This is a genomic window from Dactylosporangium thailandense, from assembly GCF_059739745.1.
The window spans coordinates 3114823-3140426 of the sequence record NZ_AP029195.1 but is presented as its reverse complement, the minus strand read 5'-3'; the positions used below and the strand labels follow the sequence as shown (position 1 = coordinate 3140426).

General features: G+C 70.1%; 21 protein-coding genes. 9 read left to right on the top strand and 12 right to left on the bottom strand.

Translation table 11 applies throughout. The features are described 5' to 3' along the window. Positions 1 to 14 precede the first annotated feature (14 nt). Entirely contained in the window at positions 15 to 980 is a 966-nt protein-coding gene (locus AC6JBM_RS14105; RefSeq protein ID WP_497984061.1) for an NADP-dependent oxidoreductase, read from the bottom strand. Between the two features lie 183 nt (positions 981 to 1163). On the opposite strand from AC6JBM_RS14105, the gene AC6JBM_RS14100 reads away from it, so the two are divergent. Beyond that, positions 1164 to 1535: an ArsR/SmtB family transcription factor gene (locus AC6JBM_RS14100; protein ID WP_497986453.1), complete on the top strand. Its 372-nt coding sequence runs from the start codon at positions 1164 to 1166 to the stop codon at positions 1533 to 1535. A gap of 45 nt (positions 1536 to 1580) precedes the next feature. On the opposite strand, the gene AC6JBM_RS14095 is transcribed toward AC6JBM_RS14100, so the two are convergent. Then, positions 1581 to 3104 carry a tannase/feruloyl esterase family alpha/beta hydrolase gene (locus AC6JBM_RS14095; protein ID WP_497984060.1) on the bottom strand — a complete coding sequence of 508 codons (1524 nt, stop codon included), beginning with the start codon at positions 3102 to 3104 and terminating at the stop codon, positions 1581 to 1583. A gap of 283 nt (positions 3105 to 3387) precedes the next feature. Between AC6JBM_RS14095 and AC6JBM_RS14090 the strand changes: the two genes are divergently transcribed. From AC6JBM_RS14090 to AC6JBM_RS14080, 3 genes are all read left to right on the top strand, one after another. Next, complete coding sequence (locus tag AC6JBM_RS14090; RefSeq protein WP_497984059.1) at positions 3388 to 3933, top strand: dihydrofolate reductase family protein; 546 nt, start codon at positions 3388 to 3390, stop codon at positions 3931 to 3933. A 138-nt stretch (positions 3934 to 4071) separates the two neighbouring features. Next, positions 4072 to 4494 (top strand): YciI family protein, encoded by a 423-nt coding sequence (locus AC6JBM_RS14085; protein WP_497984058.1) that lies wholly within the window; start codon positions 4072 to 4074, stop codon positions 4492 to 4494. A 2-nt stretch (positions 4495 to 4496) separates the two neighbouring features. Next, on the top strand, positions 4497 to 5762 hold the full coding sequence (locus tag AC6JBM_RS14080) for an RNA polymerase sigma factor (protein WP_497984057.1): 1266 nt from the start codon (positions 4497 to 4499) through the stop codon (positions 5760 to 5762). Positions 5763 to 5854: 92 nt separating this feature from the next. Here AC6JBM_RS14080 and AC6JBM_RS14075 read toward each other — a convergent pair whose 3' ends face one another. Next, positions 5855 to 6820, bottom strand: coding sequence for a methyl-accepting chemotaxis protein (locus AC6JBM_RS14075; protein WP_497984056.1), 966 nt, complete (start codon positions 6818 to 6820; stop codon positions 5855 to 5857). Between the two features lie 164 nt (positions 6821 to 6984). After that, positions 6985 to 8817, bottom strand: a complete 1833-nt coding sequence (locus AC6JBM_RS14070) for a GAF domain-containing sensor histidine kinase (protein WP_497984055.1) — start codon at positions 8815 to 8817, stop codon at positions 6985 to 6987. A 907-nt stretch (positions 8818 to 9724) separates the two neighbouring features. On the opposite strand from AC6JBM_RS14070, the gene AC6JBM_RS14065 reads away from it, so the two are divergent. Both AC6JBM_RS14065 and AC6JBM_RS14060 read left to right on the top strand, forming a co-directional pair. Next, positions 9725 to 10177, top strand: a complete 453-nt coding sequence (locus AC6JBM_RS14065) for a DUF6153 family protein (RefSeq protein WP_497984054.1) — start codon at positions 9725 to 9727, stop codon at positions 10175 to 10177. A gap of 87 nt (positions 10178 to 10264) precedes the next feature. Further along, complete coding sequence (locus AC6JBM_RS14060; RefSeq protein WP_497984053.1) at positions 10265 to 10897, top strand: DUF305 domain-containing protein; 633 nt, start codon at positions 10265 to 10267, stop codon at positions 10895 to 10897. Positions 10898 to 11065: 168 nt separating this feature from the next. Here the strand turns inward: AC6JBM_RS14060 and AC6JBM_RS14055 are convergent, their stop codons facing one another. The 6 genes from AC6JBM_RS14055 to AC6JBM_RS14030 all read right to left on the bottom strand — a co-directional run bounded on the left by AC6JBM_RS14055 (position 11066) and on the right by AC6JBM_RS14030 (position 18035). Next, on the bottom strand, positions 11066 to 11245 hold the full coding sequence (locus AC6JBM_RS14055; protein ID WP_497984052.1) for a hypothetical protein: 180 nt from the start codon (positions 11243 to 11245) through the stop codon (positions 11066 to 11068). Positions 11246 to 12447: 1202 nt separating this feature from the next. After that, a complete protein-coding gene (locus tag AC6JBM_RS14050; RefSeq protein ID WP_497984051.1) occupies positions 12448 to 13476 on the bottom strand; it encodes a LacI family DNA-binding transcriptional regulator in 1029 nt (342 codons plus the stop codon). Positions 13477 to 13514: 38 nt separating this feature from the next. Next, positions 13515 to 15011, bottom strand: a complete 1497-nt coding sequence (locus AC6JBM_RS14045) for a glycoside hydrolase family 13 protein (RefSeq protein ID WP_497984050.1) — start codon at positions 15009 to 15011, stop codon at positions 13515 to 13517. Beyond that, positions 15008 to 15823, bottom strand: a complete 816-nt coding sequence (locus tag AC6JBM_RS14040) for a carbohydrate ABC transporter permease (protein WP_497984049.1) — start codon at positions 15821 to 15823, stop codon at positions 15008 to 15010. Before AC6JBM_RS14040 ends, AC6JBM_RS14045 begins: the two co-directional genes overlap by 4 nt. Further along, positions 15820 to 16749 (bottom strand): carbohydrate ABC transporter permease, encoded by a 930-nt coding sequence (locus tag AC6JBM_RS14035; protein WP_497984048.1) that lies wholly within the window; start codon positions 16747 to 16749, stop codon positions 15820 to 15822. The genes AC6JBM_RS14040 and AC6JBM_RS14035 overlap by 4 nt, the downstream gene beginning before the upstream one ends. Beyond that, complete coding sequence (locus AC6JBM_RS14030; protein WP_497984047.1) at positions 16746 to 18035, bottom strand: ABC transporter substrate-binding protein; 1290 nt, start codon at positions 18033 to 18035, stop codon at positions 16746 to 16748. Before AC6JBM_RS14030 ends, AC6JBM_RS14035 begins: the two co-directional genes overlap by 4 nt. Positions 18036 to 18266: 231 nt before the next feature. On the opposite strand from AC6JBM_RS14030, the gene AC6JBM_RS14025 reads away from it, so the two are divergent. Together AC6JBM_RS14025 and AC6JBM_RS14020 are read left to right on the top strand one after the other, a co-directional pair. Further along, positions 18267 to 20879 carry a ricin-type beta-trefoil lectin domain protein gene (locus AC6JBM_RS14025; protein WP_497984046.1) on the top strand — a complete coding sequence of 871 codons (2613 nt, stop codon included), beginning with the start codon at positions 18267 to 18269 and terminating at the stop codon, positions 20877 to 20879. Between the two features lie 70 nt (positions 20880 to 20949). After that, entirely contained in the window at positions 20950 to 21288 is a 339-nt protein-coding gene (locus AC6JBM_RS14020; protein ID WP_497984045.1) for a hypothetical protein, read from the top strand. Between the two features lie 47 nt (positions 21289 to 21335). On the opposite strand, the gene AC6JBM_RS14015 is transcribed toward AC6JBM_RS14020, so the two are convergent. Beyond that, positions 21336 to 21998 (bottom strand): response regulator, encoded by a 663-nt coding sequence (locus AC6JBM_RS14015; protein ID WP_497984044.1) that lies wholly within the window; start codon positions 21996 to 21998, stop codon positions 21336 to 21338. Continuing rightward, complete coding sequence (locus tag AC6JBM_RS14010) at positions 21995 to 23173, bottom strand: sensor histidine kinase (protein ID WP_497984043.1); 1179 nt, start codon at positions 23171 to 23173, stop codon at positions 21995 to 21997. The genes AC6JBM_RS14015 and AC6JBM_RS14010 overlap by 4 nt, the downstream gene beginning before the upstream one ends. Before the next feature lie 161 nt (positions 23174 to 23334). Here AC6JBM_RS14010 and AC6JBM_RS14005 point away from each other — a divergent pair, with 161 nt between their 5' ends. Then, on the top strand, positions 23335 to 25485 hold the full coding sequence (locus tag AC6JBM_RS14005; RefSeq protein ID WP_497984042.1) for an MMPL family transporter: 2151 nt from the start codon (positions 23335 to 23337) through the stop codon (positions 25483 to 25485). The last annotated feature ends 119 nt before the right edge of the window (positions 25486 to 25604 follow it).

The following is a 25604-nucleotide window of genomic DNA, read 5'->3' as shown; positions in this document are numbered from 1 at the left end:
CGGCGTCCGGCGACTTACGGTTCCGCGACGTGGATGACGACCTTGCCGCGCCTGTGCTCGGTCTGCAGCGCCTCGTAGGCGGCGCGCGTGTCGGGCAGCGCGACGACGCGGTCCACCACCGGGGCGAGCCGGCCCGTCTCGATGAGCTGCCCGACGGTCTTGAGCTGGTCGCCGTTCGGCTCGACGACGAAGAACACCCCACGGGATCCGTGCGCGGCGGCCTGCCGGGCGTCCGGCGGGGTCGCGGCACTCACCAGCACACCGCCCGGCCGCAGGACGTCCCACGAACGGGCCTGCGTCTCACCTCCCACCAGGTCGAGTACCACATCGACGCCGTTGACGCGGTCCTCGAAGCGCTCGTCGGCGTAGTCGACGACCTCATGGGCGCCCAGCTCGGTCACGAAGTCCCTGTCGCGTCCCCCGGCGGTCGCGGTAACCCGCGCACCCAGGCCGGCGGCGATCTGCACGGCGAGGGAGCCGACACCCCCGGCCGCGCCGTGGATCAGAACGTGCTGCCCGTCGCGGAGGGAGGCGTGGTCCACCAGCGCCTGCCAGCCCGTCAGCGCGGCCATGGGCACGGCTGCGGCCCCATCGTGGTCCACGGTGGCGGGCTTCGGAGCCAGGATGTCCACCGGTACCGTGACGTACTCGGCGGCGGCTCCGTCGCGCAGGAACGGGATGAGCCCGTAAACCTCGTCGCCGACCTGGGTCCCGGTGACTGCGGGACCGAGCGCGGCGACCACGCCTGACACCTCATGCGAGGGGATGATCGGTGTCCGGTCGCGGCCCCCCGGTACGAAACTGTCGGTCCAGGTGGCGTCCCAGGTGAGCTCCCCTGCGGTGATCGAGGCGGCGCGCACGGCCACGAGCACCTCACCCGGGGCCGGCACGGGCCGCGGCGCCTGCTCGTACACCAGCCGCTCGGGCCCTCCGCGGTGGTGTGCTCGCACCGCGCTCATCGTGTACATCTGCGCTCCCATCGGCACCACGGCACGCGGGTGGCTGCGCCTTCCCGTAGCCGGCGAGCCGAGCTGTCGCGTGCCAACCGTACCGTCGGTTCAGCGCTCACCGTGGATGAGGACTCGGGGGACCAATACCGGGCTGGTCTCGACACCCGCCCACTGTTCCTATTCCACCGGCCTATCGATGGCGTTGGTGGAACGATGGAAGGCGTGGGAACCGCGAAAACTGCTATGCCTGCTATCTCGCCGCTTGCTGGCGAGCCGATCGAACGTGCCGACGCGGAACAGCTCGCAGGGGTGCTGAAGGCAATCGCCGACCCGGCCCGGCTGCAACTGCTCAGCCTGATCCAATCCGCTCCCGAGGGCGAGGCGTCCGTGACTGACCTCACCGCGCCGCTTGGCCTCTCCCAGCCGACCGTCAGTCATCACCTTCGGATCCTCACCGAGGCCGGCCTGCTCGAGCGCGAGAAGCGCGGCGTCTGGGCGTACTACCGCCTGGTGCCGTCGGTCATCGCGACGATAGCCGAGCTGTTGACGCCGCCTCGCAAGCGGGCGACGAAGAGGGCCCGCTGAGCCGGCCAGTTGAACGCATCGCCGTCAGCCGCTCGGGTCCACCCGTCAGTGACATGTGCGGTCGGCGGCTGGCCGCTGCGGGTAGCGGCACAGGACGCCGCCGATGTTCGGATGCGCGCCGGTGGTGGCGGCCGGCAGCATGTCGGGCGCGCGGCCGCGTTCGACCCAGTCCACGAGCGCCGCGAGCGGGTCGACGGGTGCGGGTCCGGCCCCGCCGGAGCAGTGCCCAACACCCGGGGCGAGGAAGACACGGTAGAACTGGTCGGTGGCCTCGGCGCCACCCATGGCGGATTCGACGCGGCGGCGGTAGCCGACCGTACCCTGCGGGAAGATCACCGGGTCGGCCAGGCCGTGCCAGGTGATCATTTTGCCGCCGGCCGCGCGGAAGGCGGACAGGTCGGGATCGTCGGAGCCGATCACGGCGCCGTACCGGGCCCTGGACACGTCGAACAGGCGCTCGAACTCGGCGTAGCCGATGGTGGAGACGTCGAGGTGAGGCTGGCGTAGCAGAAAGTACCGAATCCAGTCCGCGGCGACGGGGAACGGCGCGCCGTGCCGCGGGCCGAACAGCGGCTTGGCCGTGCCGGCCAGCCACTTGAAGGACGCTCCGCGCGGCAGGCCATACCATTGCCGCTCGCCGGCACGGGTTGTCGGGCCGTCCCAGATCCTGCGGACGATGTCGGCGTCGGCCGAGGTTATCCGGATCGTCCGGCCGTGACAGCGCACGCTCGTGCCGACGAGTCGGCCGGGGTCGAACCGGCAGGTGTCGGGCCGCCCGATGATCCCGTCGAGGCGCCCGTCGTCGCTGTCGCACGCGGCAACCGCGGCGCGGTTGAAGGCGGCGAACTCGCATGCGGTCGGGTGGACGCCGGCCTCGTTCATGACCACCTGTGGCCAGAGCTGGGCCAGGGTGAGGCGGTTCCAGGCGATGGCGGGCGCGTCGGCGAGGATGCCGTCGAAGTCGCCGGGGTACCGCTGCGCCTCGATCAGGCCCTGGCGGCCGCCAGTTGAGCAGCCGGTGAAGTAGGAGTAGGCGGCCGGCCGGCCGTAGAACCCGGCAACCACCTGTTTCCCGACCTGGCTCATGTCGTGCACTGAGCGGTACGCGAAGTTGACGAGCAGCCCGTCGTTGATCGTCCCGTCATGCCGCAGCGCCCAGACGGGTGGGCTCTTCGGGGTGCCCGGCACTCCGGCGTCGGTGGACGCCGCCGCATAGCCCTGCCGGACCGCCGGGACGAGGGCGCGCTCGAACTCGCCCGCGGCAAGTGCTCCGCCACCGGTGGCCTGGAAGCGGCCGTTCCACGCCGATCGTGGCAGCCACAGCTCGATGCGCACCCGGTCACGAAGCGGCGGGTGCGTCAAGACGATCGTCACGTCGCACAACGCCGGGACCCCGCCGGCACCGAGCCGGCCGACCGCGGACATCGCGAGGATCCGCGCGCCGGGCAGGTACGGCCGCGACGGGCGCGGGCAGCCGCCGGAGCCGGTGAGCAACACGGCGCCGACGACGGACATCATCAGCGCCACTGGCAGCAGGAGCGCGCCGAGGTTGAGCGCAGGTCTTCGCATCGCAGCTTCCGCGGGGACGGCCACGCCGGGATGTGCACCGAACGTCCGCGACTACCCGCTGCGGCCCGCGGCACACTCCGGCCCGGGAAACCGGGCGCCGGGTGGCTCTCCCTGCCCGGCCGGCGACATCGTCACCCCAGAAGCCCTCACCCCGACTGGCGCGGCGGAGCTCACACGGTTCCTGAAAAAACTTGGCGGCCGGTTGTCGAAGCCGCCCTGTCCCGTTCGAAGTCTGTACGGAAGCGAGCCCGCGACCCCAGCCAGATACCCGCAGGAGAGTTCCGTGCGCAAGATCATCGCCTCGACCTACGCCACCCTCGACGGCTACATCGACAACCCCCACGAGTGGACGTTCCAGTACTCGGATGAGCGCTCCCAGCGGCACGCGTTCACGATGACGCTCGAGGCGGACTCCCTGCTGCTCGGCCGGGTGACCTACGAGGGCATGGCGCAGGCGTGGCCGAGCATGGGCGGCAACCCCTACGCCGACCACGTCAACTCCATCGCGAAGTACGTGGTCGCCAACGGGCCGGTGGACACCGCCGCGTGGGGACCCGCGACGGTCATCGCCGGGGACGATCTCATCGCCGAGGTCACGCAACTCAAGGAGCGCGACGGCGGGGACATCCTCATCTGGGGGAACGGCCGCCTGACCGACGCCCTCGCCGCGGCAGGGCTGCTCGACGAGTACCGGGTCTGGATCTACCCGGTGATCAAGGGGAAGGGCGAGCCCTTGTTCCGGCCGCAGAGCGCCACCGCACTGCAGCTCGTCGACTGCACCACCTTCGACAACGGCGTGGTCGTGCTCGCCTACCGCCCGGTCAGCTGATCCGACGAGTCGTACCGAGGAGATCGACATGGACGAGGACGTAGCGACCTACATCTGTCTCGCCGACGTCCTGGCCAGGACCAGCGCCGGTTAGTGTTGCGCGGACCAGGCGGAAGCGCGCAGACAGGAGGAGACGACATGCGAGTTCTGGTGATGACGAAGGGCGCCGGCGCCGACGAGGAGAAGGCCACGCCGACGGCGGAGATGTTCGAGCAGATGAGGGTGTACAACGAGCAGCTGGTCAACGCCGGCATCATGCTCGGCGGCGAGGGGCTGCAGCCCAGCGCCAAGGGCGCGCAGGTGGTCTTCACCGAGACCGGCACGTCGGTCGTCGACGGGCCGTTCGCGGAGTCGAAGGAGCTCATCGCCGGCTACTGGATCTGGGAGGTCCGCTCACTGGAGGAGGCCGTCGAGTGGGCCAAGAGGTGTCCGTACGACCCGCGGTACGGCGCGGATCAGGTGCTCGAGATCCGGCCGTTCTATGAAATGGCCGACTTCGATGCCACGCTCGCCGCCGCCAGCGCCGACGAGGAGGGCCCGGCGCCCCGGGAAGAAGCATGACGATGGACGTGCGGCGTACGATCGAGGCGCTCTGGCGGATGGAGGCACCCCGGCTGATCGCCACCCTCGCCCGCCAGATCGGGGACGTGGGGGTCGCCGAGGACCTCGCCTCCGAGGCGTTCGTCGCCGCACTGGAGCAGTGGCCGGGCGAGGGCATCCCGCCCAGGCCCGGCGCCTGGCTGATGGCCACGGCCCGGCACAAGGCGATCGACCGGGCGCGCCGCGAGGAAGCGGGCCGTCGCAAGGCCGCACTGATCGCGGTGGAAGCGCAGCCGTACACGCCCGACGTCGCCGACGACCTGCCCGACCCGATCTCCGACGACGTCCTGACGCTGATCTTCATAGCGTGTCATCCGATCCTGCCCCGGGAGGCGCGGGTCGCGCTGACCCTGCGGCTCATCGGCGGTCTGAGCACCGACGAGATCGCCCGGGCGTTCCTCGTTCCCTCGGCGACGCTCGGCCAACGGATCTCGCGGGCCAAACGCACCCTCAGCGAGGCGCAGGTTCCGTTCGAGCCACCCGGCGCCGACACGCTGCCGGCCCGGGTCGGTGCCGTACTCGAGGTTGTCTATCTCATCTTCAACGAGGGCTACTCCGCGTCCTCCGGCGACGGCTGGGTCCGCCGCGACCTGGCCCAGGAGGCGATGCGGCTCGGCCGGGTGCTGGCGGGCCTGCTGCCGACGGAGCCGGAGGTGTTCGGGCTGCTGGCGCTGATGGAGCTGCATGCGTCGCGATTCGCCACCCGCGCCGAGCCGGACGGAACACCGGTCCTGCTGGACCACCAGGACCGGTCGCGCTGGGACCGCATCCTCATCGCCCACGGGCTGTCGATGCTCGACCGCGCGGCCAAGCTCGGCCGGCCGCTCGGGCCCTACGCCATCCAGGCCGCGATCGCCGCCCGTCACGCCCGCGCGAGGACCTTCGCCGAGACCGACTGGGCCGCGGTCGTCGCGTTGTACGACGCACTCGCCCAGGTCGCCCCCTCCCCCATCGTCGACCTGAACCGTGCGGTCGCGCTGCTCTACGCGGACGGGCCGGAGGCGGCCCTCGCGGCGATCGACGCGATCCGGGACGACAAGCGCCTGGCCCGCTACCACCTGCTGGGCGCCGTCCGCGCCGACATCCTGATCCGCCTGGGCCGGGCGGCCGAGGCCGCGGAAGAGCTCGAACACGCCGCCGACCTCGCGCCCACGCGCCACGAGCGGCAACTGCTCCGCCGGCGGATGGCCGACGCCCTCGCCGGCAAGGCCGCCGACACCGCGTATTGACTAGTGTGGAACTCGTTCCCGGTCGCGGCGCGTGGCGGTCCGGGCGGCGTGGCATGCTGCGGCCTGATGCCGCCGGCGTCACCGCCGACTGATCATCGGCGACTCGGCGCTGACAGCTTCTGTTCGCGGACCAGCGAGTCGACGGCCTCTCGCGTCGAGCGAAGTGCCTGCATCGTAGCGTTGATCTGCTGGATGCTCTTGACCGCCTCGCCGGTCCGGATGCGGATCTCCTTGATCTGCACCTCGATCTGTTCGGTAGCCTGACCGGTCTCGGTCGACAGTTCCTTGACCTCACCGGCGACGACGGCGAACCCCTTACCCGCGCTTCCGGCCCGCGCCGCCTCAATGGTGGCATTGAGGGCCAGCAGATTCGTCTGGGCCGCGATGCTCGTGATCAGCTTGCCCACGTTTCCGATCTCGATGCTGCTGGCGTCCAGCTTGCTGATCGTCGCCGCCGCCTCATCGGCCCGGGCGGCGGCCGCGCTCACAGCCTGCCCGAGGTCGTGACTGACCTGGTCGAGTTTCGCAGCGGACGCGGTCAACTGGTCAAGCTGACCCTCGGCCGTGGCCATGAGATTCTTTTCGCGGTCGATGTCGAAGAGCGCACCGGCGACACGCAACGGCACACCGTTGCGGTCGCGCTTCGTCGCCCCGGTCGCGCGAAACCACCGATAGCTGCCATCCTTCAGAGCCAACCGGTACTCGATGTCGTACGGGATCCGTCCGGTTCGATCGTTGAGGTGGTTCATGAACGCTGCGACCACACGGTCCACGTCCTCGGGGTGCAGGCGGGACGACCAGCTCGACAGGATGTTCGGAAAGTCCCGGTCGTCGGTAAAGCCGAGCATATGGCGAAAATCCTGAGACCAGTTGAAGACGTTGTTCGGGTTCACCGGATCATCAGCGACAACGTCCATGTCCCACAGGCCGATCCCGGCCGCATCGGTCATCAGTTCGAACCGCTCGAGGGCTGCCGCCTGCCGCTCACGTAGCGATTCGACCTCCGCCCTGAGCGCGTCACGTTCGGAAGATGCCGCGACCTGCCGCGTGCCGTCCACCATTGAAGGTTGGACTGCGGCCGAAGCCTCTCGTCCCCGTCGCCAAACCATACGCGTTCCCCCAGCTCGCGGAACCTCTCTGCTCCTCAATCGGCTGCCCAACGCCAACCTGAGGGTTTCGCCGCAGGCGGCCCGGACCGATCGAGATTCCGGTCGCGAGACGCTCAGCTGCCGTTGAGCGGAACGCTGAACAGCAGTGTCGTGCCGCCGCCGGGCGGGCTGATGACCTCCATCGTGCCGCGGAGTGCCTCAATGCGGTCTTGCAGGCCGATCAGCCCTGACCCTTTGCTGGTGCTTGCACCACCGACGCCGTTGTCCCGGATGGTGAGCCCGAAGGTTGTGTCACCGGCTTCAGCCTCGACGCACACCAGCGTCGCCCGGGCGTGTTTGGCGGCGTTGGTGAGTGCCTCGGAGACGATGTAGTACGCGGTGACCTCGACTCGTTCGGGCAGCCGCCGGTCGATGTCCACCGTGAGTTTGACCGGAACCGTGCTGCGGCGGGCAAGGGTCTTGAGCGCCGGGCCCAGCCCACCCTTGGACAGGATCGCGGGATGGATTCCCCGAGACAGTTCCCGCAGGTCCTCGCAGACGCCGATGAGACCGTTCACGGCTGACGACAGCTCCTCCTTGACGGTGTCCTGGCCGGGTGGGATCGACGCCTCCACGGTGCGCAGTTGGAGGGCCAGCGAGATGAGGCGTTGCTGCGTGCCGTCGTGCAGGTCGCGTTCGAGCTGGCGACGGGTGTTGTCCGCGGCGGTGACGATACGAGCGCGGGAGGCGGTGAGCTGCCTATGGCTGTGGGCGTTGGCGATCGCGGTGGCCAGCAACTCGATGAACTCGACCAGGCGTGCCTCGGTGGCCTGCGGTATCGGTGTGGTCGACGTGGTCGTGAGGACAGCCGCGCCCCAGAGCCGGCCCTCGACGATCACCGGTACGCCGATCCCCGAGCGGATGCCCAGACCGCGCAACATCTCGGCGGTGGCGCCTCCGGCATGGTCGTAGGTTGCGCGAGCCGAGCGGCCCGTGCGCTTGATGATCCCGGACAGGCAGTCTCCCTCGAGCTGGATGCACGTCCCGGTCGGCGTCTCGGCGATGCCGGGCTCGTTCCGGCCCGAGACAAGCGTGCCGGTGCCGTCCGGCTCGTAGCAGACGAGGCCGGTGTTCTGGGGTCCGCAGATCCTGCACAGCTCCGCGGTGACGGCGTCGAAGACCTCGGCCGGTTCGGATCCGTGTGCGACCAGGGTCGCCACCCGGCGCAACGCGGCCTGTTCCGCCGTCAGCCTGCTGGCCTCTTCACGACTTGCCTGCAGTGAATTGGTACGGCCGCAAGTCGCACTCAGCAGCGACTCCAGCGACGGTACGACCCGTTGCCGCAGCCGTTCCAACGTCCGTGCGGGCAGCCCGGCCGGGACCAGCAGGGTGCCCAGGCGAGCCGCACCATCCCACAACGCCACAGCGTCGCGCCGCTCGTCCCCGGTAACTGCCCCGAGCTCGATGGCCGCGGACGGCAGCGCGAACACCTCGGCGATCCGCTGTGATGCCGAACCGACGACCGAACGCGGATCGCCGGCACGCACCATCTGGCACGCGAGGTCGGCGACGAGTTCGGCCTCCCGACGTCGCTGCGATGCCTCGGAGGCGCGGAATCGGGACAGGTCCGCGAGGAAGGCGGCCAGAAGCCCGGCCGCGATGAACGCGACGACGATCTGCAGGTCCCGCTGTGCAGTGTGGCTGAACTCCCGGTAGGCAGGAGCGTCGAAATAGAGGAATGCGGCGGCGCTGGCCACCGAGGCCACCACGGCCAGTCTGGCGCCCCACACGCTTGCCACGACCAGGACGCCGCACAGATAGACAATGCTCCGCACGCCTTCGTGCAGACCCTGGAAGGGGAACATCACGGCGGTCACCGCGCCGATGAGCACCGTGGCGACCAGAAACCCGAGCGCGAGGGGTGGCGGCTTCGGACGAAGCACCAATGTCGTCAGACGCGCCCGCATCAGCGACGCCCTCCACCCCTTACAGCACAACTGCGGCGGATGCATCCAGACGATGACCGGGACAACCCATCCTCGGGTTCGCGGCTGGGTTGGCGTGGCCATCCCGTCGGTCATCCAATGGTAGCCCGCAAGCGGCGACACGGTTGGTGACGAAATCGCAGGCGGACCCCGCCCGGAAGCTCCGCGCGGCACCACCTGGGCCTCGCGCGTGGCCTCCCCGCGCCAGGCGCCGGGCGCGGTACCGGCCTCGCCGCGATTCGTGGACGGCGGACGCCACCGCGGCAGGCCGCGAGATCGATGACACGACCTATGCCTTCTGCTCGGCACACTGTCCGGCCGACTTCGATGCCGGATCCGTGGCGCTACACCACGGCAGCAGCCCAGCGGTGAGCCGCACGACGCATGGCGGCGGTTCGCCAGGCATCACACCAGGGTGGTGCGACAGGGACTTTCGGCGATGCTGGTACGCCGTTTCGACCGGCGCACGCCGCCGAACCACGCTACACGCTCCGGCCCCGGACAGCGGCCCACATGCGCGCCAAATCCTCGACGGGCAACCCACCGCCGACCCGTCCCGGCAGTGAGCAGCTGGAGTTCACGATGCCGGAGGCGAGGCCGCCCTCCCTCGGGTCGGCGGCACCGATCGCGGTCCCCAGGACGGGATGAACGCCAGGACATGCCCAGCGAAGCTGCCGGCGGGGCGGCCGAAGGCCAGCCAGCCCAGCCCGGCCGCAAAGCAGCGGGAGCCAGGCGACGACCATCGGCTTCGCGCCGGAACCTGGCCATCGCCCGCGCGGCCGGCTCGTCACCGTGGCCCTCGCCGCGCTGCAGCCCGGATGACAGGCAGCCCCGGCGCCACTCGCGCCCGGCGCGCCGCAGGCAGCACGCGGCCGGTACCGTGAACCGCGTGGCGCATGCGGTCAACGGAGGTCTCGGGCGGACGGCCCGGATCGCGCTGCTGCTGGCCACCCTGCTCGGCCTGACCGCCATGCACACGCTCGGGCATGCCGGACCGCATCTGCCCAACGGTCACCAGCACGCGCCGGCCGCCGAGCATGCCGCGACGATGCCAATGCTGTCCGCCGTGAATACGGCCGCCCTCACGGGCTGCGCCGGCGACGGCTGCGCCGTGCTGCTGACCGGATCTGGGCACGATCACGGCGGCATGGACGGCTGGGCCATCTGCCTGGCCGTCCTGGTCGCCTTCGCCGTCATCGTCCTGGTCGCCATGCTGCTCACCCGCCGGCGCGCGAACGCCAGCCCGTCGCGCCACCGCGCCACGCGGCGTGCCGGCCCCCGAGCTCCGCCACCCCGGCCGTTCGGCCTCACCCTCGCCACGGTGTCGGTCCTGCGCACATAGGACGCCCCGCACGACGCCGGCCCCCGCGCCGGTGCCGTGCTGCCGCGTCCCGCGCAAGTACCGTCCGACACCGAAAGGCCACCACCAATGAAGCGCACCCTCGTGCGCCGTGCCGTCCTGGCCGGCGCCGCCCTCACCACCGCCCTGCTGCTGGCCGCCTGCGGGGGCAGCGGAGGCCACGACCAGATGCCGGGCATGCACCCGGCCGGCACCACTACGGCCGGCGGCAGCGCATCGGGCGCCGCCGCATCCAACGACGCCGACGTGATGTTCGCCCAGATGATGATCCCGCACCACCAGCAGGCCGTGGAGATGGCCGCGCTCGTCGACACCCGCGCCACCGACCCCGAGGTCAAGACCCTCGCCGGACAGATCAAAGCCGCCCAGGATCCGGAGATCCAGACCATGCGGGGCTGGCTGACCGCCTGGGGCAAGCCCGCCCCGGCGATGAGCGACGGCATGGGCACGAGCGGCATGGACCACGGCATGCCGGGGATGATGTCCGACGCCGACATGACCAAGCTCAAGGCGGCCACGGGCAAGGACTTCGACAAGCAGTTCTGCACGATGATGATCGCCCACCATCAGGGCGCGATCACCATGGCCAAAGACGAACTGGCCAACGGCGCCAACCGCGACGCGAAGGCACTCGCCCAGAAGATCATCACCGCGCAACAGGCCGAGATCGACACGATGAACACGATCGTCGCCCGGCTGTAGTGAGGATGGCGGGTGCTCGGGCGCCCAGCGCGCCTGGGCACCCGCACCCAACCCACTCGCCACCGCCGTCGACCCCGAGGGTCGCGCCAGATGGCGCAGTCCGCCGCCAAGGCCAGCGCCGCACCGCTCAGGCAGTGCCGGCCCTGTTGTCGTCCACGACCGCCGCGATCACGAGCTGAGCGCCCTCCCGCGGTCCATGGTGTGCAGGACGTGGACACCGTCGTCTGGGCCGAGCCGGTCAAGCCCAACGATCGGCGGGATGGCCGGGGCGGCGCCGGTGCCGATGACGAGCCGGTCGTAGCCGACGTCCGCGCCGCCCTCGATGCACTGCGCCGCGAGGCCGACCACGGGACGTCGCGCCAGCGTCCTAGCGCTCGCCCAACGCCTCGGCCTACCCAACACCAGCCTGTGCCGCAGGTTTCCCGCCCTCTGCGCCGAGCTCGCACCTGGGCGCACCGCACCGGCGGCGCCATCCGAACGCAACGGCGCCACCGTCACGCACCTGCACCAGGCGGATTCTGAAGTGAGCGTCCCACCCCGCGGGGCGACGCCATCTACGCGGCTCGGGAGCAACGCATGAATCCGCACAGAACCATCCGCTCATCGCCGAGGCCGCTGAACCAACCGGCTGCACATCCTGGCGCAGTTCTCATGTCCCGCAGGATTCGCGAGTGCGTGGTCGAGCGGAACACCCGGGACCTGCGTGACCTGGCCCGGGGCATGCGTGTCTGCCGACCGCGGCTGACCAACGTCAGGCTCTCGCCGAGCCGTTCGAGGTTGCTCGCACGCGCGGCCATGCCGCCATCGGCTCGCCAGTACCAGAGGGCCAGGGGGTGTGACCGAGTCTTCGGCAACATCTGGACCGAGCCGCAGGCTGCTATCGGCGCCCTTCCCGTCGACCAGGTCGCTTGGGGCTTTCCCCAGGCCGGTGGCGGCTTCGGCGAGAACGGCGTGCTCCGCGTTGCCGGTAGTCATCTTCGGCACCCTCGGCCAGCCCCCGACCGACCGGGAGCGGGCCGCGCGCAGGGTGTTTCGCGAGCCCGGGTTCCGGCCGCGGGAGCGACCCGACTTCCGCGGCGGGCTGTGGATACATTTCGTGTCGGACGCGGGCCTGCAGTCGCAGGGCGTGCGGCTGGGGTCGTTGGCCAAGCTGGCCGGGTCGACGGGCGCGTTCCGCGAGGCGCTGCTGGCCGGCCGTGAACTTTTGCCGCTTCTCGAAGCGCGAGGCCTTGACCTGCGACGTCACCGGGGCGGCGGGCTGCTGTTCCGTACGCCCACCTGGCTCCGATGTCGTCGGTCCCGGTGGTCGACTACGGTTCCCTGGTCCGTCGCATCCGGAGCCGAACCCGGTCGCGCCGGTCGACCAACTGCCGTTCACGCACGGCTTTTCGCCGTCCAGCCAACTGGCCACGGAGCCCGGCGTCCCGCCACAGCAGGTAGTCCTCGTCGGACGTTGACGACGACACGGGCGTGGGTACCGTGCGCCGTGCTGGCCCGCGTCGCCCAGTCCGCGCTACACGTGCGTCCGGCGCCGGACGACCGCGCCGTGGCTACGGGCGGGCCGATCGCGAGGAGGCGCGGACCACGAGCCGGGGAGCGAGGAGCCGGCCGTGGACCGCGTGCCGGTCCGGTTTGGCAACAGTGTCCACGAGCAGCTCCATGATGGCGCGCGCAGCCTCGGTGACCGGCTGGCCGATGCTGGTGAGGCCGAACGCGAGCGCTGTCGGAGTGTCGTCGAAGCCGACGATCGCCAGGTCGGCTCCGGGGCGCAGGCCGCGCGTCGTGGCCTCATGGTGGATGCCGACGGCGATGGTATCGGTGGCGGCGACGATGGCGGTTGGGGGGTGCGGGTCGTCGAGGAGCCGGCCGGCCGCCTGGCTGCCGGCGGGCATCGTGTCCTCGGCGCGGGCGTCAAGGTCGGTCGGCAGGCCGTGGCGGGTCATGGCGTCGTGCCAGCCGCGGGCGCGGCGCACTCCGACCGAGAAGTCCTCCGGCCATCCGATGTAGCCGATGCGGCGGTGGCCGCGCTCGACCAGGTGGTCGACGGCGTCGGAGACGCCGGTCTCGTCGTCGACGTCGACCCAGGAGTACTCGCCGGTGCCGGACACGGTCCGGCCGAAGGACACGAACGGCACCCGGCCGGCGAGCAGGAGACCGGGCCGCGGGTCCTGGGCACGGACGTCGTAGAGGACGACACCGTCGGCGGCGCCGGCCCGGATCAGCGTGCGGGCGGTCTCCGCCTCGGCGGCGGCGTCGTCGGCGGTGAAGAGCTGGATGTGGTACCCGCTGGGCCGCCCGGCCTCGGCAAGCGCGTGCAAGAACCGGTCGTGGATCGAGCCGACGACGTCGGTGGAGGTCGGCTCGATCCGCAGCCCGATGACGTGGGAGGTGCTGGCGCGCAGGGCGCGGGCCGCGTAGTTGGGGTGGTAGCCGAGCTGCTCGATCGCGGCCTCTACCTTGCGCCGGGTCTTGGGCAGCACGCGCTCCGGGCGGCGCAACACGTTGGATACGGTCTGGGCGGAGACCTTCGCCACCGCCGCGACGTCGGCCAGCGTGACTGGCTGATCGTTGACTGGCACTGTGACGTTTCCTCCGAGACCGGCGTGGTCCCGCCAGTTTAGTGCCACCAGGCGGTGGCGCCGGGCGGCAGGCACACCGCGCCGGTCGGCCGGGCCGCGGCGAGCGCGGTGCTGGCGAGCAGCAGGGTGCCGGGCGGGACGACGTCGACGTCGCGGTCCGTGAGGTTCGTCGTGCACGTGAGCGCCGAGCGGGTGAAGGCCAGCACGCCGTCCGGGGCGTCCTGCCAGTGCAGCGGACCGGTCATGCGGCGGCGGATGTGCAGTGCGCGCCGGTACATGGTGAGCGTCGAGTCGGGCGTCTGCTGCGCCTGGACGCTCAGCGGCCGCCAGTCCGGGGGGATCGGCAGCCAGGTCGCGCCCGATGCGCTGAACCCGAACGCGGGTGCCTCTCCGGTCCAGGGCAGCGGCACCCGGCAGCCGTCCCGGCCGGGTTCGCGACCCTGGGACCGCCACCAAGTGGGGTCCTGCCGGGCGGCGTCGGGCAGGTCGAGGACCTCGGGCAGGCCGAGCTCCTCGCCCTGGTAGAGGTAGGCGGAGCCGGGCAGCGCGAGCATGAGCAATGTGGCGCCGCGGGCCCGGTCGAGCGAGCCGAGCCTGGTGACGTGGCGTTGCACATCGTGGTTGGACAGCACCCAGGTGGGTGCGGGGTTGGTGCGCATGGTCTGGTCGATGACGGCCCGGACCGCGTCGGCCCGCCAGGGGCTGAGCAGGAACGGGAAGTTGAACGCCTGGTGCAGCTCGTCCGGGCGGGTGTAGTTGGCGAGGCGGTCGGCGGTGGGCGCCCAGGCCTCGGCGATGCCGATGCGGTCCCCGGGGTAGGAGTCGAGGATCTTGCGCCAGTCGCGGTACACCTCGTGGACGTCGTCCTGGTCGAAGTACGGCAGGATGCCGCCGCGGTGGTCCTGGCCGGCGTGACCGGCGTCGGGCAGGCCGGGGGCCTTGACGAGCCCGTGGGCGACGTCGATGCGGACGCCGTCGACGCCGCGGTCGAGCCAGAACCGCAGGACCGCGGCGTATTCCTGCCGCACGGCCGGGTCGTCCCAGTCGAGGTCGGGCTGGGACGCGTCGAACAGGTGCAGGTACCAGTCGTCGCTGTGCGGGTCTTTGCTCCAGGCGGGGCCGCCGAACACCGACTCCCAGTCGTTGGGCGGCCCGTCGCCGCGGCCAGGCCGGAAGATGTACCGCTCGCGGCGGTGCGGTGAGGAGAACCACGGGTGCGTGTCGGAGGTGTGGTTGGGGACCATGTCGACGATGAGCCGCAGGCCGAGCGCGTGGGTCTCGGCTAGCAGGGCGTCGAAGTCGGCGAGCGTGCCGAACATCGGGTCGACGTCGCGGTGGTCGGTGATGTCGTAGCCGCCGTCGCGCATCGGCGATCGGTAGAACGGGGTGAGCCACACGCCGTCCACGCCGAGCTCGCGCAGGTACGGCAGCCGGCTCCGGACGCCGCCGAGGTCGCCCACGCCGTCGCCATTGGTGTCGGCGAAGCTGCGGACGTAGATCTGGTAGATGACGGCGGACTGCCACCACGGGTTCATTTGACGCCTCCCGCGGTGAGGCCGTCGACGATGCGGCGCTGGCAGACGAGCACGAGCACGACCAGCGGGACGGTGACGACGGTGCCGGCCGCCATCTGGGTGCCGAACGGCTGATCGAAGCCGTACTGGCCGGTGAACAGCGACAGGATGACGTTCGCGGTCATGGTGTCCTTGCGGTTGACGACGCTGGCGGCCACCATGAACTCGTTCCAGGAGGCGATGAAGGCCAGGATCGCCGTGGTGAACACGCCCGGTGCGGCGAGCGGGAGCATGATGCGGTAGAACGCTTCCAGGGGTCCGCAGCCGTCGACCTGGGCGGCCTGCTCGAGCTCGACCGGCAGCTGCCGGAAGTATGCGGTCAGCGCCCACACCGCCAGCGGCAGGGCGAAGCTGATCGTGGGCAGGACCATCGCCTGGTACGTGTTGATCCAGTCGAGTTTGATGATGACCTCGAGCATCGGGACCAGGATGGTGATGCCGGGGAACATCGCCGTGGCGATGATGAAGCCCAGGATGACGCCTTTGAACGGGAACTCCAGCCGGGCGATGGCGTAGGCCATCAGCGCCGCGACGGCCACCACGACGACGGTGGTGACGCCGGCCACGACGAGGCTGTTGACCAGTGCCTTGGCGAACCCGTTGGCCGGGTCGAAGGCCGCGCGGTAGTTGTCCAGCGACGGCGGCAGGGGCAGCGGATCGTTGGAGAACTGGTCGGCCGGGCGGCGCAGGCTGGAGATGACCATCCAGGCGAATGGCAGCAGGCAGTAGGCGATCAGGCCGCCGGTCGCGGCGAACTGTGGTATCCGTTTCACGAGGCACCCCGGTTGGTGACGTCCGCGCCGAAGATCCGGACGAAGACGAACGCGATGGTCATGACGTAGAGGAACAGGACGGTCGCGTAGGCGGCGGCGGGCCCGAATCGCAGGTTGGTCATCTCGTCGTAGGCAAGCATCGACAGGGTCTCCACCGAGCCCTTGTGCGGCCCGACCAGCACATAGGGCAGGTCGAACATTCGCAGCACGTCCAGCAGCCGGAACAGCACCGCGACGACGAGGACCGGGCGGACCAGCGGCAGGGTGATCCGCCAGAAGGTCGAGACCGCAGAGCTGCCGTCGACGCGTGCCGCCTCGTAGACCTCTCGGGGAATGGCCTGCAGACCGGCCAGGGTGAGCAGGCCGATGAACGGCGCGGTTTTCCACGTGTCGGCCACGACGACGGCGGTCCAGGAGGAGATGCCGTCGCCGGTCCACACGACGTCGGCGGACAGGACCGCGTTCGCCACCCCGGACGGTGCGAAGATCCACCGCCACAGCAGGGCGGACACGACGGTCGGGATCGCCCAGGGCACCAGGATCGACGAGCGGACCATGCCCCGACCGCGCAGGCCGCGGTTCATGATCAGCGCCATTGCGACGCCGATGACGACCTCGATGGCGACCGACACCACGGTGAACGTCGTGGTGTTCCACAGCGCGGTGACGAACCGGCCGTTGGTGATCGCGTAGTTGGCCAGGCCGGTCGTGGTGCCGGTGACCTTGAAGCCGGTCTGCGGGTCGATGTGGTCGCTGGACACCTGGAACGACATGCGCACGGCGGCGAGGATCGGGTAGCCGACGACGAGCGCCAGCACCAGCAGAGCCGGTGAGACGAGCAGCGCGGCGAGGCGCCGGGTTCGCGCCCGGTGCCGCCGGCCGATGGTCGGCGGCACCGGGCGGGACAGTGACAGGGTCGACGTCACTTGGTGGCAACCGCCTTGTCGAGGCCGGCCTGCATGTCGGCCAGGGCGGTGTCGACGGGCTTGGCGCCGGTGATGGCGGCGTAGGCGTTCTCCTGGATCACCGCGGTGACATCGCCGTAGGAAACGACCTTGGGCCGCGGCGCGGCGTTGAGGATCGACTGCCGCAGCGTGTCCAGGTACGGGTATTTCTGCTGCAGCCCGGTGTCCTGGTAGAGGGAGGCGTAGGCGGGCGCGTTCGACGTCGCCTCCAGGTTCTTGCGGGCGTTGTCTTCGCCGGCGAAGAAGCTGATGAAGTCCAGCGCGGTCGCCTTGTGCTTGCCGAAGGCGCTGATGGCCAGGTCAAGGCCGCCGAGGCTCGACTTGCCCGGGCCGCTCAGGCCCGGCAGCGGGGCCACGGCGAACTTGCCGGCGACCTTGCTGGAGCCGTCGGTCTTGTTGGCCAGGTCCCACTCGTACGGCCACTGCCGGTGGAAGATGAGCTTCCCGGCCTGGAACTCCCGCCGGCCGTCCTCCTCCTTGAACGAGATCGCCGACTTGGCGATCGTGCCGTCCTTGAACGAGTCGGCGAGAAACCCGAGGCCCTGCTTGGCCTCGCTGGTGTTGACCGTCGGCTTGCCGTTGGCGTCGACGATCGCGCCGCCCGCCGAGTCGACCGCCTCGGCGAAGTTGACGGTGAGGCCCTCGTATTTGTCGAACTGTCCCGCGTAGCAGGACAGGTCCTTGCCCTCCGGTAGCGCCTTGACCTTGGCGCAGGCGTCCTTCAGCTGCGCCCACGTCGTCGGCGCCGCAGCGCCCGCGGCGTCGAGGAGGTCCTTGCGGTAGAACAGCAGGCCGCCGTTGGTCGTATAGGGCACGGCGTAGAGCTTGTTGAAGTATTTGGCGGTATCCACGACCGCGGGAATCATCTTGTCGACGGGCACCTTGTCGGCGGGCAACTCGTCGATCCACCGGTTGGCGGCGAACTCGGCCACCCACACCACGTCCAGGTTGACCACCGTGTACGCGTCCGACTTCGTCCGGGCGTTCTGGATGAACTGCTGGCGCTGCTGGTCGGCACTTTCCGGCAGCTCGACCAGGGTCACCTTCTCGTTCGGGTGCTCGGCGTTCCACCGGTCCAGCTGCGCCTGCATCGTGCCGGTGGTGTCCTTGCCCGTGGCCAGGGTGATCGGGCCACGGTCGGCCGCCGCCGGTGGGGCTTCATTGCCGCCCTCCGCGCTGCAGCCACCGATGCCCAGCACTCCTATGGCGACGACGGCGACCGCCCGGCGACTCGCGTATCGATGCATCCTGCACTCCTTCGACGGCTGGTTTTAACGCTAAAACCGTGTACGCGTCTCGCCCGTCTGTCAATCCAGTGTTACCAACATGTGATCCGTCCGCACATGGCATGAATCCACAGCAGGTGAGGGTTGACAGCGCAACGCGGCGGCAATCACGATGACGTCCATCCGTAACATCGAGCGCTTTAACGCTAAACTCCCAGCCGACTGCGGCGCCTTGCCGGAGAGGACGTCAAGATGAGGAAGCATCGATCACGAGGCTGGCTGGCGGTGGTGCTGTCCGCAGCGCTCGCCGCCGTCGGCCTCGGCGTGCAGATCGCGCGCTCGGCTCCGGCCGTGGCCAGCACCACCCAGGTCGACAGCGGAGTCATCGGCTGGGACGGCGACCTGGATGCCGCCATCGCACACCGCGACGGCAGCTTCGACATCCGGGCCGGCAAGAACATCACCGTCGGCTTCGGGATCTACAACAACCCCTCCCGCCTCCAGTGGTTCAACGCCGGGGGCTACTACCCGGCGCTGACCACGCAGTTCGAGCGGGACAACTGCACGGTCACCATCACCAACTTCGCAGATGAGGTGACCATCGGCGGCAACCGCTTCGTCGCCGCCTACTCCCGGGTGACGATCGCCAACCACGACTCGGTCTCACACGCGGAGAACCCGGCCCCGTCCTCGGCGCTGCTGCCCCTGAACAGCCCGCCGACGACCGTCGCGGCCGGACGGACCGTCAACTTCGACTACGTGATCGCGATCGACAAGTTCGGCGGCAGCTACGCCTGGCCCTCAAACACCGCGCTGACCGGGGCCGGTGGGTACGACACGCACTACGCCCACATGACGTCCTACTGGGACGGCAAACTCGCGCAGATCGCCCAGATATCGGCGCCGGATCCGCAGATCGCCAACGCCTACAAGGCCGGCTACATCTACACCAACATCATCAAGGACGGGAACAACCTCAACGTCGGCGAGAACGGCTACGACCGGCTGTACGACCACGACCTCGTCGGGATCATGACCAACCTGTTCGACCAGGGCGACCTTTCCAACGCCACGAGCTACCTGCAGACCCTGCTCTACAACGAGTACCCCGACGCGCTGTACAAGTACAGCTGGCCCTGGGCCGTCTACCTGGAGAAGACCGGCAACACAGCCTTCGTCCAGCAGAGCTTCGCCAAAATCCAGCAGAACGCGCACGCCATTGCCGCCAACGCCACCGGCCCCGGCGGCATCATGAAGCTCTCCAACGCCATCGACTCCGACGGCTACTGGACCCTCGACAACGAATCCGCGCTGATGGGCCTGCTGACCTACAAGTACATCGCCACCAGGCTGGGCAACACCGCCGAGGCCAACTGGGCGGCGAGCCAGTACCAGACGCTGCTGGCCGCCGTGAACGCCAAGCTCAACGCCACCATCTCCGCCAACCACCTGTCCTACCTGCCCTGCGCGATGGACGTCCCCAACTCCGCCAACGCCTGCGGCCAGCCGGGCAACGCCAACTGGGCCTCGACGTTCCTGTTCGGTCGCTGGTCCTGGGACGGCCAGCTGTGGGGCGGCAGCCCGAGCGGGCCCATGACGAGCATGATCGACGCAACCTACGACTACGGGTTCGCCTACAACTCCGGACTGCCGGCGCACACCTACGGCGGATACAACGGCTACAGCACCGCCTACAACGCCGGCTACGGTTCGGCCGGACTGAGCTCGACCCGCTACCGGGCCGAGGGCATCTACGACTACCTCTTCATGATCCAAAATGCGCAGAGCGCGCCGTACTCGTGGTGGGAGGGCATCCCGTCGGCCGCCACCACCAACTGGTCGCCCGGAACCCACGCCACATCCGGCACCGGCTCCGGCCCGCACATGTGGGGCCAGGCCAACAACTCCAAGGTGCTCCTGGACTCGCTGATCGCCGAGAAGTCCAACGGATCGGTCATCGTCGGCCGCGGCGTGCCCACCGAGTGGCTGCGAAGCGGCCGGTCGGTGAGCGTCAGCAACTACCCGATCGCCGGCGGCCGCGCCGGCGCGACGATCAGCGCCTCAGGGTCCAGCGTCACCCTGACCATGTCCGGAAACGCCCCCTCCGGCGGTGTCCAGTTCAGCGTGCCGGAGTTCATCGGCAACATCGCCTCCGCCAGCGCCGGCACCGTCGACAACGCCAACGGCGTCGTCGCCCTGCCCGCCGGCACCACCTCCGTCACCGTCACACTGAACACGGCGCCGGCCTACACCCAGCTCGGCGGAGTCGACCTGCAGGGATACTGCCAGTCGATCGGTCACGCGGGGGCCAGCCTCGACGGCACGACGAGCAGCGACTGGCGCTGCGTCACCTACACCGGTTCGCACATCTCCATCAACATGGACGACGCGTGCCAGCGGCAGTACCCCCACAACGCGGCCGCCTTCAGCGCGAGTTCGGGCTCCGGGCCCTACACCTGGGGCTGCCAGGCCACGTCGCCGAAGGCCCACACCGGCCTGATCACCGGCTACCAGGGCCTGTGCGTAGATGTCCGCAACGGCACCAACGCCGACAGCACCCCGATCCAACTCTACACCTGCAACGGCACACTGTCCCAGCAGTGGGCGGTCATCACGGACGGCACTTTGCACGCCATGGGCAAGTGCCTGGATGTCAGCGGAGGCTCCACAGCCAACGGCACCCCGGTGCAGCTGTACACCTGCAACCAGACCGGTGCCCAGCAATGGCGGGGACAGTCCGACGGTTCGCTGGTCAACCCGCAATCCGGCAGATGCCTGGACGACAACGGGGGCGGCGGTTCCGGCACCCAGCTGCAGATCAGGGACTGCAACAGCGGCGCGACCCAGAAGTGGAACCTGCCTTGACATGCGGCTGAACCAGTCATGGTCGTAACCGCCGGGGTCCTGCCCATGCGGGACCCCGGCGTCCCCACCGATGCGCGATCTGTCCGAGCCCGCCTTCATTGCTCAGCTTCAATGCATATCCTTGGTGCTGGCCGTTCTCGTCGCCGCTCCGACCGTCGCCGCTCCTGCGCGGCCTGCCCTCGCGGCGGCCGACGGCACGCTCGCCGCGTCGACCTCCACCGTCGGGTCCGAGCACGTCCTGTACTACCTCTCCAACGACGGCTACACCTGGCTCGCCCAGCCCGTACGGATACAGCTGATCGCCGCGCCGGGAACCCTCCCGCTCGCCTCGGCCACGGTCGCCGCCGGCACACCGATCCAGGTCACGTGCACGTGCAGCGACATGGGACCGAGCTTATGCAGCCGATGATCGAGACTTGAGGGGCCAATCAACAGCTGGCCTCTGGCCGGAGCCCATCAGCAGCGGGGCACGACGATCCCGGCGTCGTAGGCGCGGATGATGGCCGCGGCGCGGTCGCGGACCCCGAGCTTGAGGAAGATGGCCGAGATGTGGCCCTTGACGGTGCGCTCGGCCAGGAAGAGCCCTTCCGCGATTTCGGCGTTGTTGGCCCCGGAGGCCACCAGGCGGAGCACCTCCAGTTCGCGGTCGCTCAACGGCTCGACCGAGCGGGTCGGGCCGGGAGCGCCAGGCCGCCGCCGGAGGGTGCCCATGACTCGGTTGGCGACGCGGGGATCGAGCCACACGCCGCCGCGGGCGGTGATGCCGACGGCGCTGACGAGGTCGTTGGCTGGGGCGTCCTTCAGCACGAATCCGGCCGCCCCGGCCTCGAGGATGCCCCACAGGGCCTCGTCGTCCTCGAACGTGGTGAGCGCCAGTACCCTTGGACCGCGATCATCGGCCGCTCCGCCTACCAGTTCGCGGGTCGCCTCGATGCCGTCGAGCACCGGCATGCGGACGTCCATCAGTACGACGTCCGGGCTCAACGACTCGGCCGCCTCGACACCCGCCCGCCCGTTGGACGCCTCGCCGACGATCTCGAGGTGCTCCTCGGCTGAGAAGATCAGGCGCAGGCCGGCCCGTACGAGCTCTTGGTCGTCGACGAGCAGGAGCCGGATCATCGGCCGTCCTCAGTGGTGGCCGGTCGTAGGTGTTGCAGAGGAATCGCCCCCTCGACCAGCCAGCCGTCGTCGTCGGGTCCCGCCGAGAACGCGCCGCCGAGGGCCGCGAGGCGCTGGCGCAGGCCGTCCAAACCCGTCCCGCCGCGCTCGTTCCGGCCGCCGCGGCCCAGTGGCACCGGCGACGGCCCGTTGCGGACCGAAACGACCAGGTTCTCTGCGTCATCAGCCGCCACCCGCACGACGACGTCGGCGCCAGGGGCATGGTGTTCGGCGTTGCTGAGCGCTTCCTGTACCAACCGGTAGGCAGCGAGGCCGGCATAGGGACCAATGGCCGCGAGGTCGCCGGTCACCGCGGCCCGCACGGGCAGCCCGGCCGTGGCCGCGGTCTGTACCAGAGCGGCGATGTCGGCGGCACGCGGCTGTGGCGACTCGGTCCCACTTTCGCCCGGTGCCCGCAGGAGCCCGACGATGGCCCGCACGTTCTGCAGACTGCTGCGGCCGGCCTGCTCGGCTCGCTCGAGCGCCTCGGCCGCAGCGGCTGGATTCCTGGAGAGCACCCGCTGGGCCCCGGCGACATTCAGGAGCATCACCGTCAGACTGTGACCGACCACGTCGTGGACATCGCGGGCGATCCGCTGGCGCTCCCGAGCCGCGGCCGCGTCGTCCAGGCGGCCCTGCGCCTCCCGCAGGGCGGCGGTGAGCTGCCGCTCGCGCCGCAGCACGCGGCCGAAACACCATGCGATCAGTCCGCCGGTGGCGAAGAAACCGATCACCTCGCGCTCTTCGCTCCAGTCGGCGCCCTCCACGATCGGGATGAGGACCGGAAGAACCACCACCGCGATGACGGTCGCCATGATCTCCGCGCCCACCGACTCGCCGGTCGCGGCCAGCCACCCCATCCCCAGCAGTGCGAGGAAGGCGCCGCCAGGGGCATGGCCGGCAACGACGACGACGCCGGGGACGACGACGCCGGCGAACGCCATGGACCAGGGCCCGATGCGCACATCGCCGGCCACGATGGCCCACGGGACCAGCGAGGCGACCACACCGACCGCCAAGCCGGCCGACAGCGGCGCGGTGGCGAGGACAAGGATCGCCGCCACGAGCGCCGCCAGCGGGAACACGAGCCCGGTGGCGAACGCGCCGCCCCATGACCGCAACGTCACCTGATCCACTGCAGCAGCGTACGACCAATCCGCTGCCACTGGCACCGTCCCGTGGTACCGGTCGGACCGGTCGGTGGGCCGTACCCGGAAACGGTCCGCAGATCGATGTGGCCGCCGCTCCCGCAGCGCACGATGGGCCGATCCGCGACCCCGGCAGCTGGAGGCTCGTCATGTTCACCCGACTCGGACATCTCGCCGTGCGCCGGCGCCGGCTGGTGCTGGCATTCACCGTCCTGTTCATCGTCGCCGCCGGCGCCGGCGGGGTCGGCGTGTTCGGTGCCCTCGACGGCGCCGGCCTCAGCGACCCCGGCTCAGAGTCGTACCGCGCCCGGCAGTTCCTCGAAGACGACCTCGGCGTGCGCAAGCATGAGGCCATCCTGCTCGTGCAGGCCGCCGGTGGTGGTGCCGACACCGACGACGTGGACGATCCGGCCGTCACCGAGGCGGCCACCCGCCTCACCGACTCGGTGCGGGCCGATGGGCATGTCGCCTCCGTCAGCTCCTACTGGTCGTTGGGCGACGGCGACCCGCGGCGAGCGACACTGCGCTCGACCGACGGGTCCGCGGCTCTGATCGTGCTCGACCTCGCCGGCACCGCCGGCGACGTCAAGGACGCGGTCGTTGCGATCCGCGACCGGTACGCCGGAACCCACGGCCCGATCACCGTCGGCGTGGGTGGGGCCGCGGCGATCGACGTCGCCATCGGGGATCAACTGGACACCGACCTGATCCGGGCCGAAAGCCTTGCCGTCCCGGTCACGCTGGCGCTGCTGGTCCTCGTGTTCGCGGGCGTGGTGGCCGCCGCGCTCCCGCTGGCCGTTGCGACGGTGTCCGTGACCGGCGCTTTCCTGGTCCTGTTCGCCATCTCCCGAGTGACCGACGTATCGGCCTATTCGATCAACCTCACCACCGGCCTCAGCTTCGCTCTGGCCATCGACTACTCGCTGTTCATCGTGACCCGGTTCCGTGAGGAGCTGGTCGCCGGCCGGTCGAGCGACGAGGCGGTCGTCCGTACCGTCGAAACCGCCGGGCGAACCGTGGCCGTCTCGGCGCTGACGGTGGCGGCCTCGCTGTCGGCGCTGCTGGTGTTTCCCCTGTACTTCCTCAGGTCGTTCGCTTACGCCGGCATCGCTGTTGTCGTCGTTGCCGCGGCCGGCTCGCTGCTCAGCCTGCCGGCGCTGCTGGCCGTCCTGGGTCCTCGAGTCAACACCTGGTCGCTACGGCGCCGGCGCGACCGGCGCCGGTTCTGGCACCGCCTGTCCAGCCTGGTCATGCGCCGGCCCGTGCCGGTGGCGACCGGTGTGGTCTTCATGCTCCTGCTGATCGGCGCCCCGTTCCTCAGGGTCAACCCCGGCCTGCCGTCCTACCAGGCCCTGCCGCCGTCCAGCGAGGCCCGGCAGGTGGCCGACGCGCTGGCCACCCAGTTCACCGGCAACCACAGCGACCAGTTCGCGATCGTCCTGCCCGGCGTGGCGGCCGACGACGCGACCGGTTTCGCGGACGATGTCCGAAACGTCCACGGCGTAGCGGCGGTAGCGGTGCAACAGGCCGAGGCCGGCACGTGGCTGACCGTCACTCCCTCGGTGCCGCTACGCTCCGCCGCGGGTGAGGACCTGGTCAGGGACCTGCGGGATCTTGATGCCCCCTTCGCGTTCGGGGTCGAGGGCCGCGCCGCCGAGCTGGTGGACACCAAGGCCGCCATCTACGACCGGCTGCCGATCGCCCTCGGCATCATCGGGCTGGCTACGGTGGTATTGCTGTTCGCCGCATTCGGCAGTGTTCTGGTGCCGGTCAAGGCTGTCGTGCTCAACCTGCTGTCGCTGACCGCCACGTTCGGCGCGATGGTGTGGGTCTTCCAGGATGGCCACCTGTCGGGCGTCCTCGGCTTCACGGCCACCGGGCAGCTCGATGTGGCCATGCCGATCCTCATGTTCTGCATCGCCTTCGGTCTGTCCATCGACTACGAGGTGTTTCTGCTCTCCCGTATCAAGGAGGAGTACGACCACATCGGCGACAACACCCGGGCGGTGGCCACCGGTCTGGAGAAGACCGGCCCGCTGGTCACCGCCGCAGCCGCCGTGCTGGCCGTCAGTTTCACCGGGTTCGCGGTCGCCGGGATGAGCTTCATGAAGCTCATGGGCATCGGCCTGGCACTGGCCATCGTCATGGACGCCACCGTCATCCGAGGGCTGTTGGTACCGGCCTTCATGCACCTGGCCGGCACGGCCAACTGGTGGGCGCCGGCACCGCTGCGAAGGCTGCATCAGCGGTGGGGCCTCACCGAAGCGCGTACCGCTCCCGGCGAGGCGGCGACCCCGTGATTCGATTCGGCGCCGCGCTACTACACATCCTCGACATCCGTCGGATATGACGGTCGTGGCGCCGCAAGCCCAGACCGCCTGAGCGACGGTGAAGTGGTGGTAGTTTGCTGTGCCGCCGC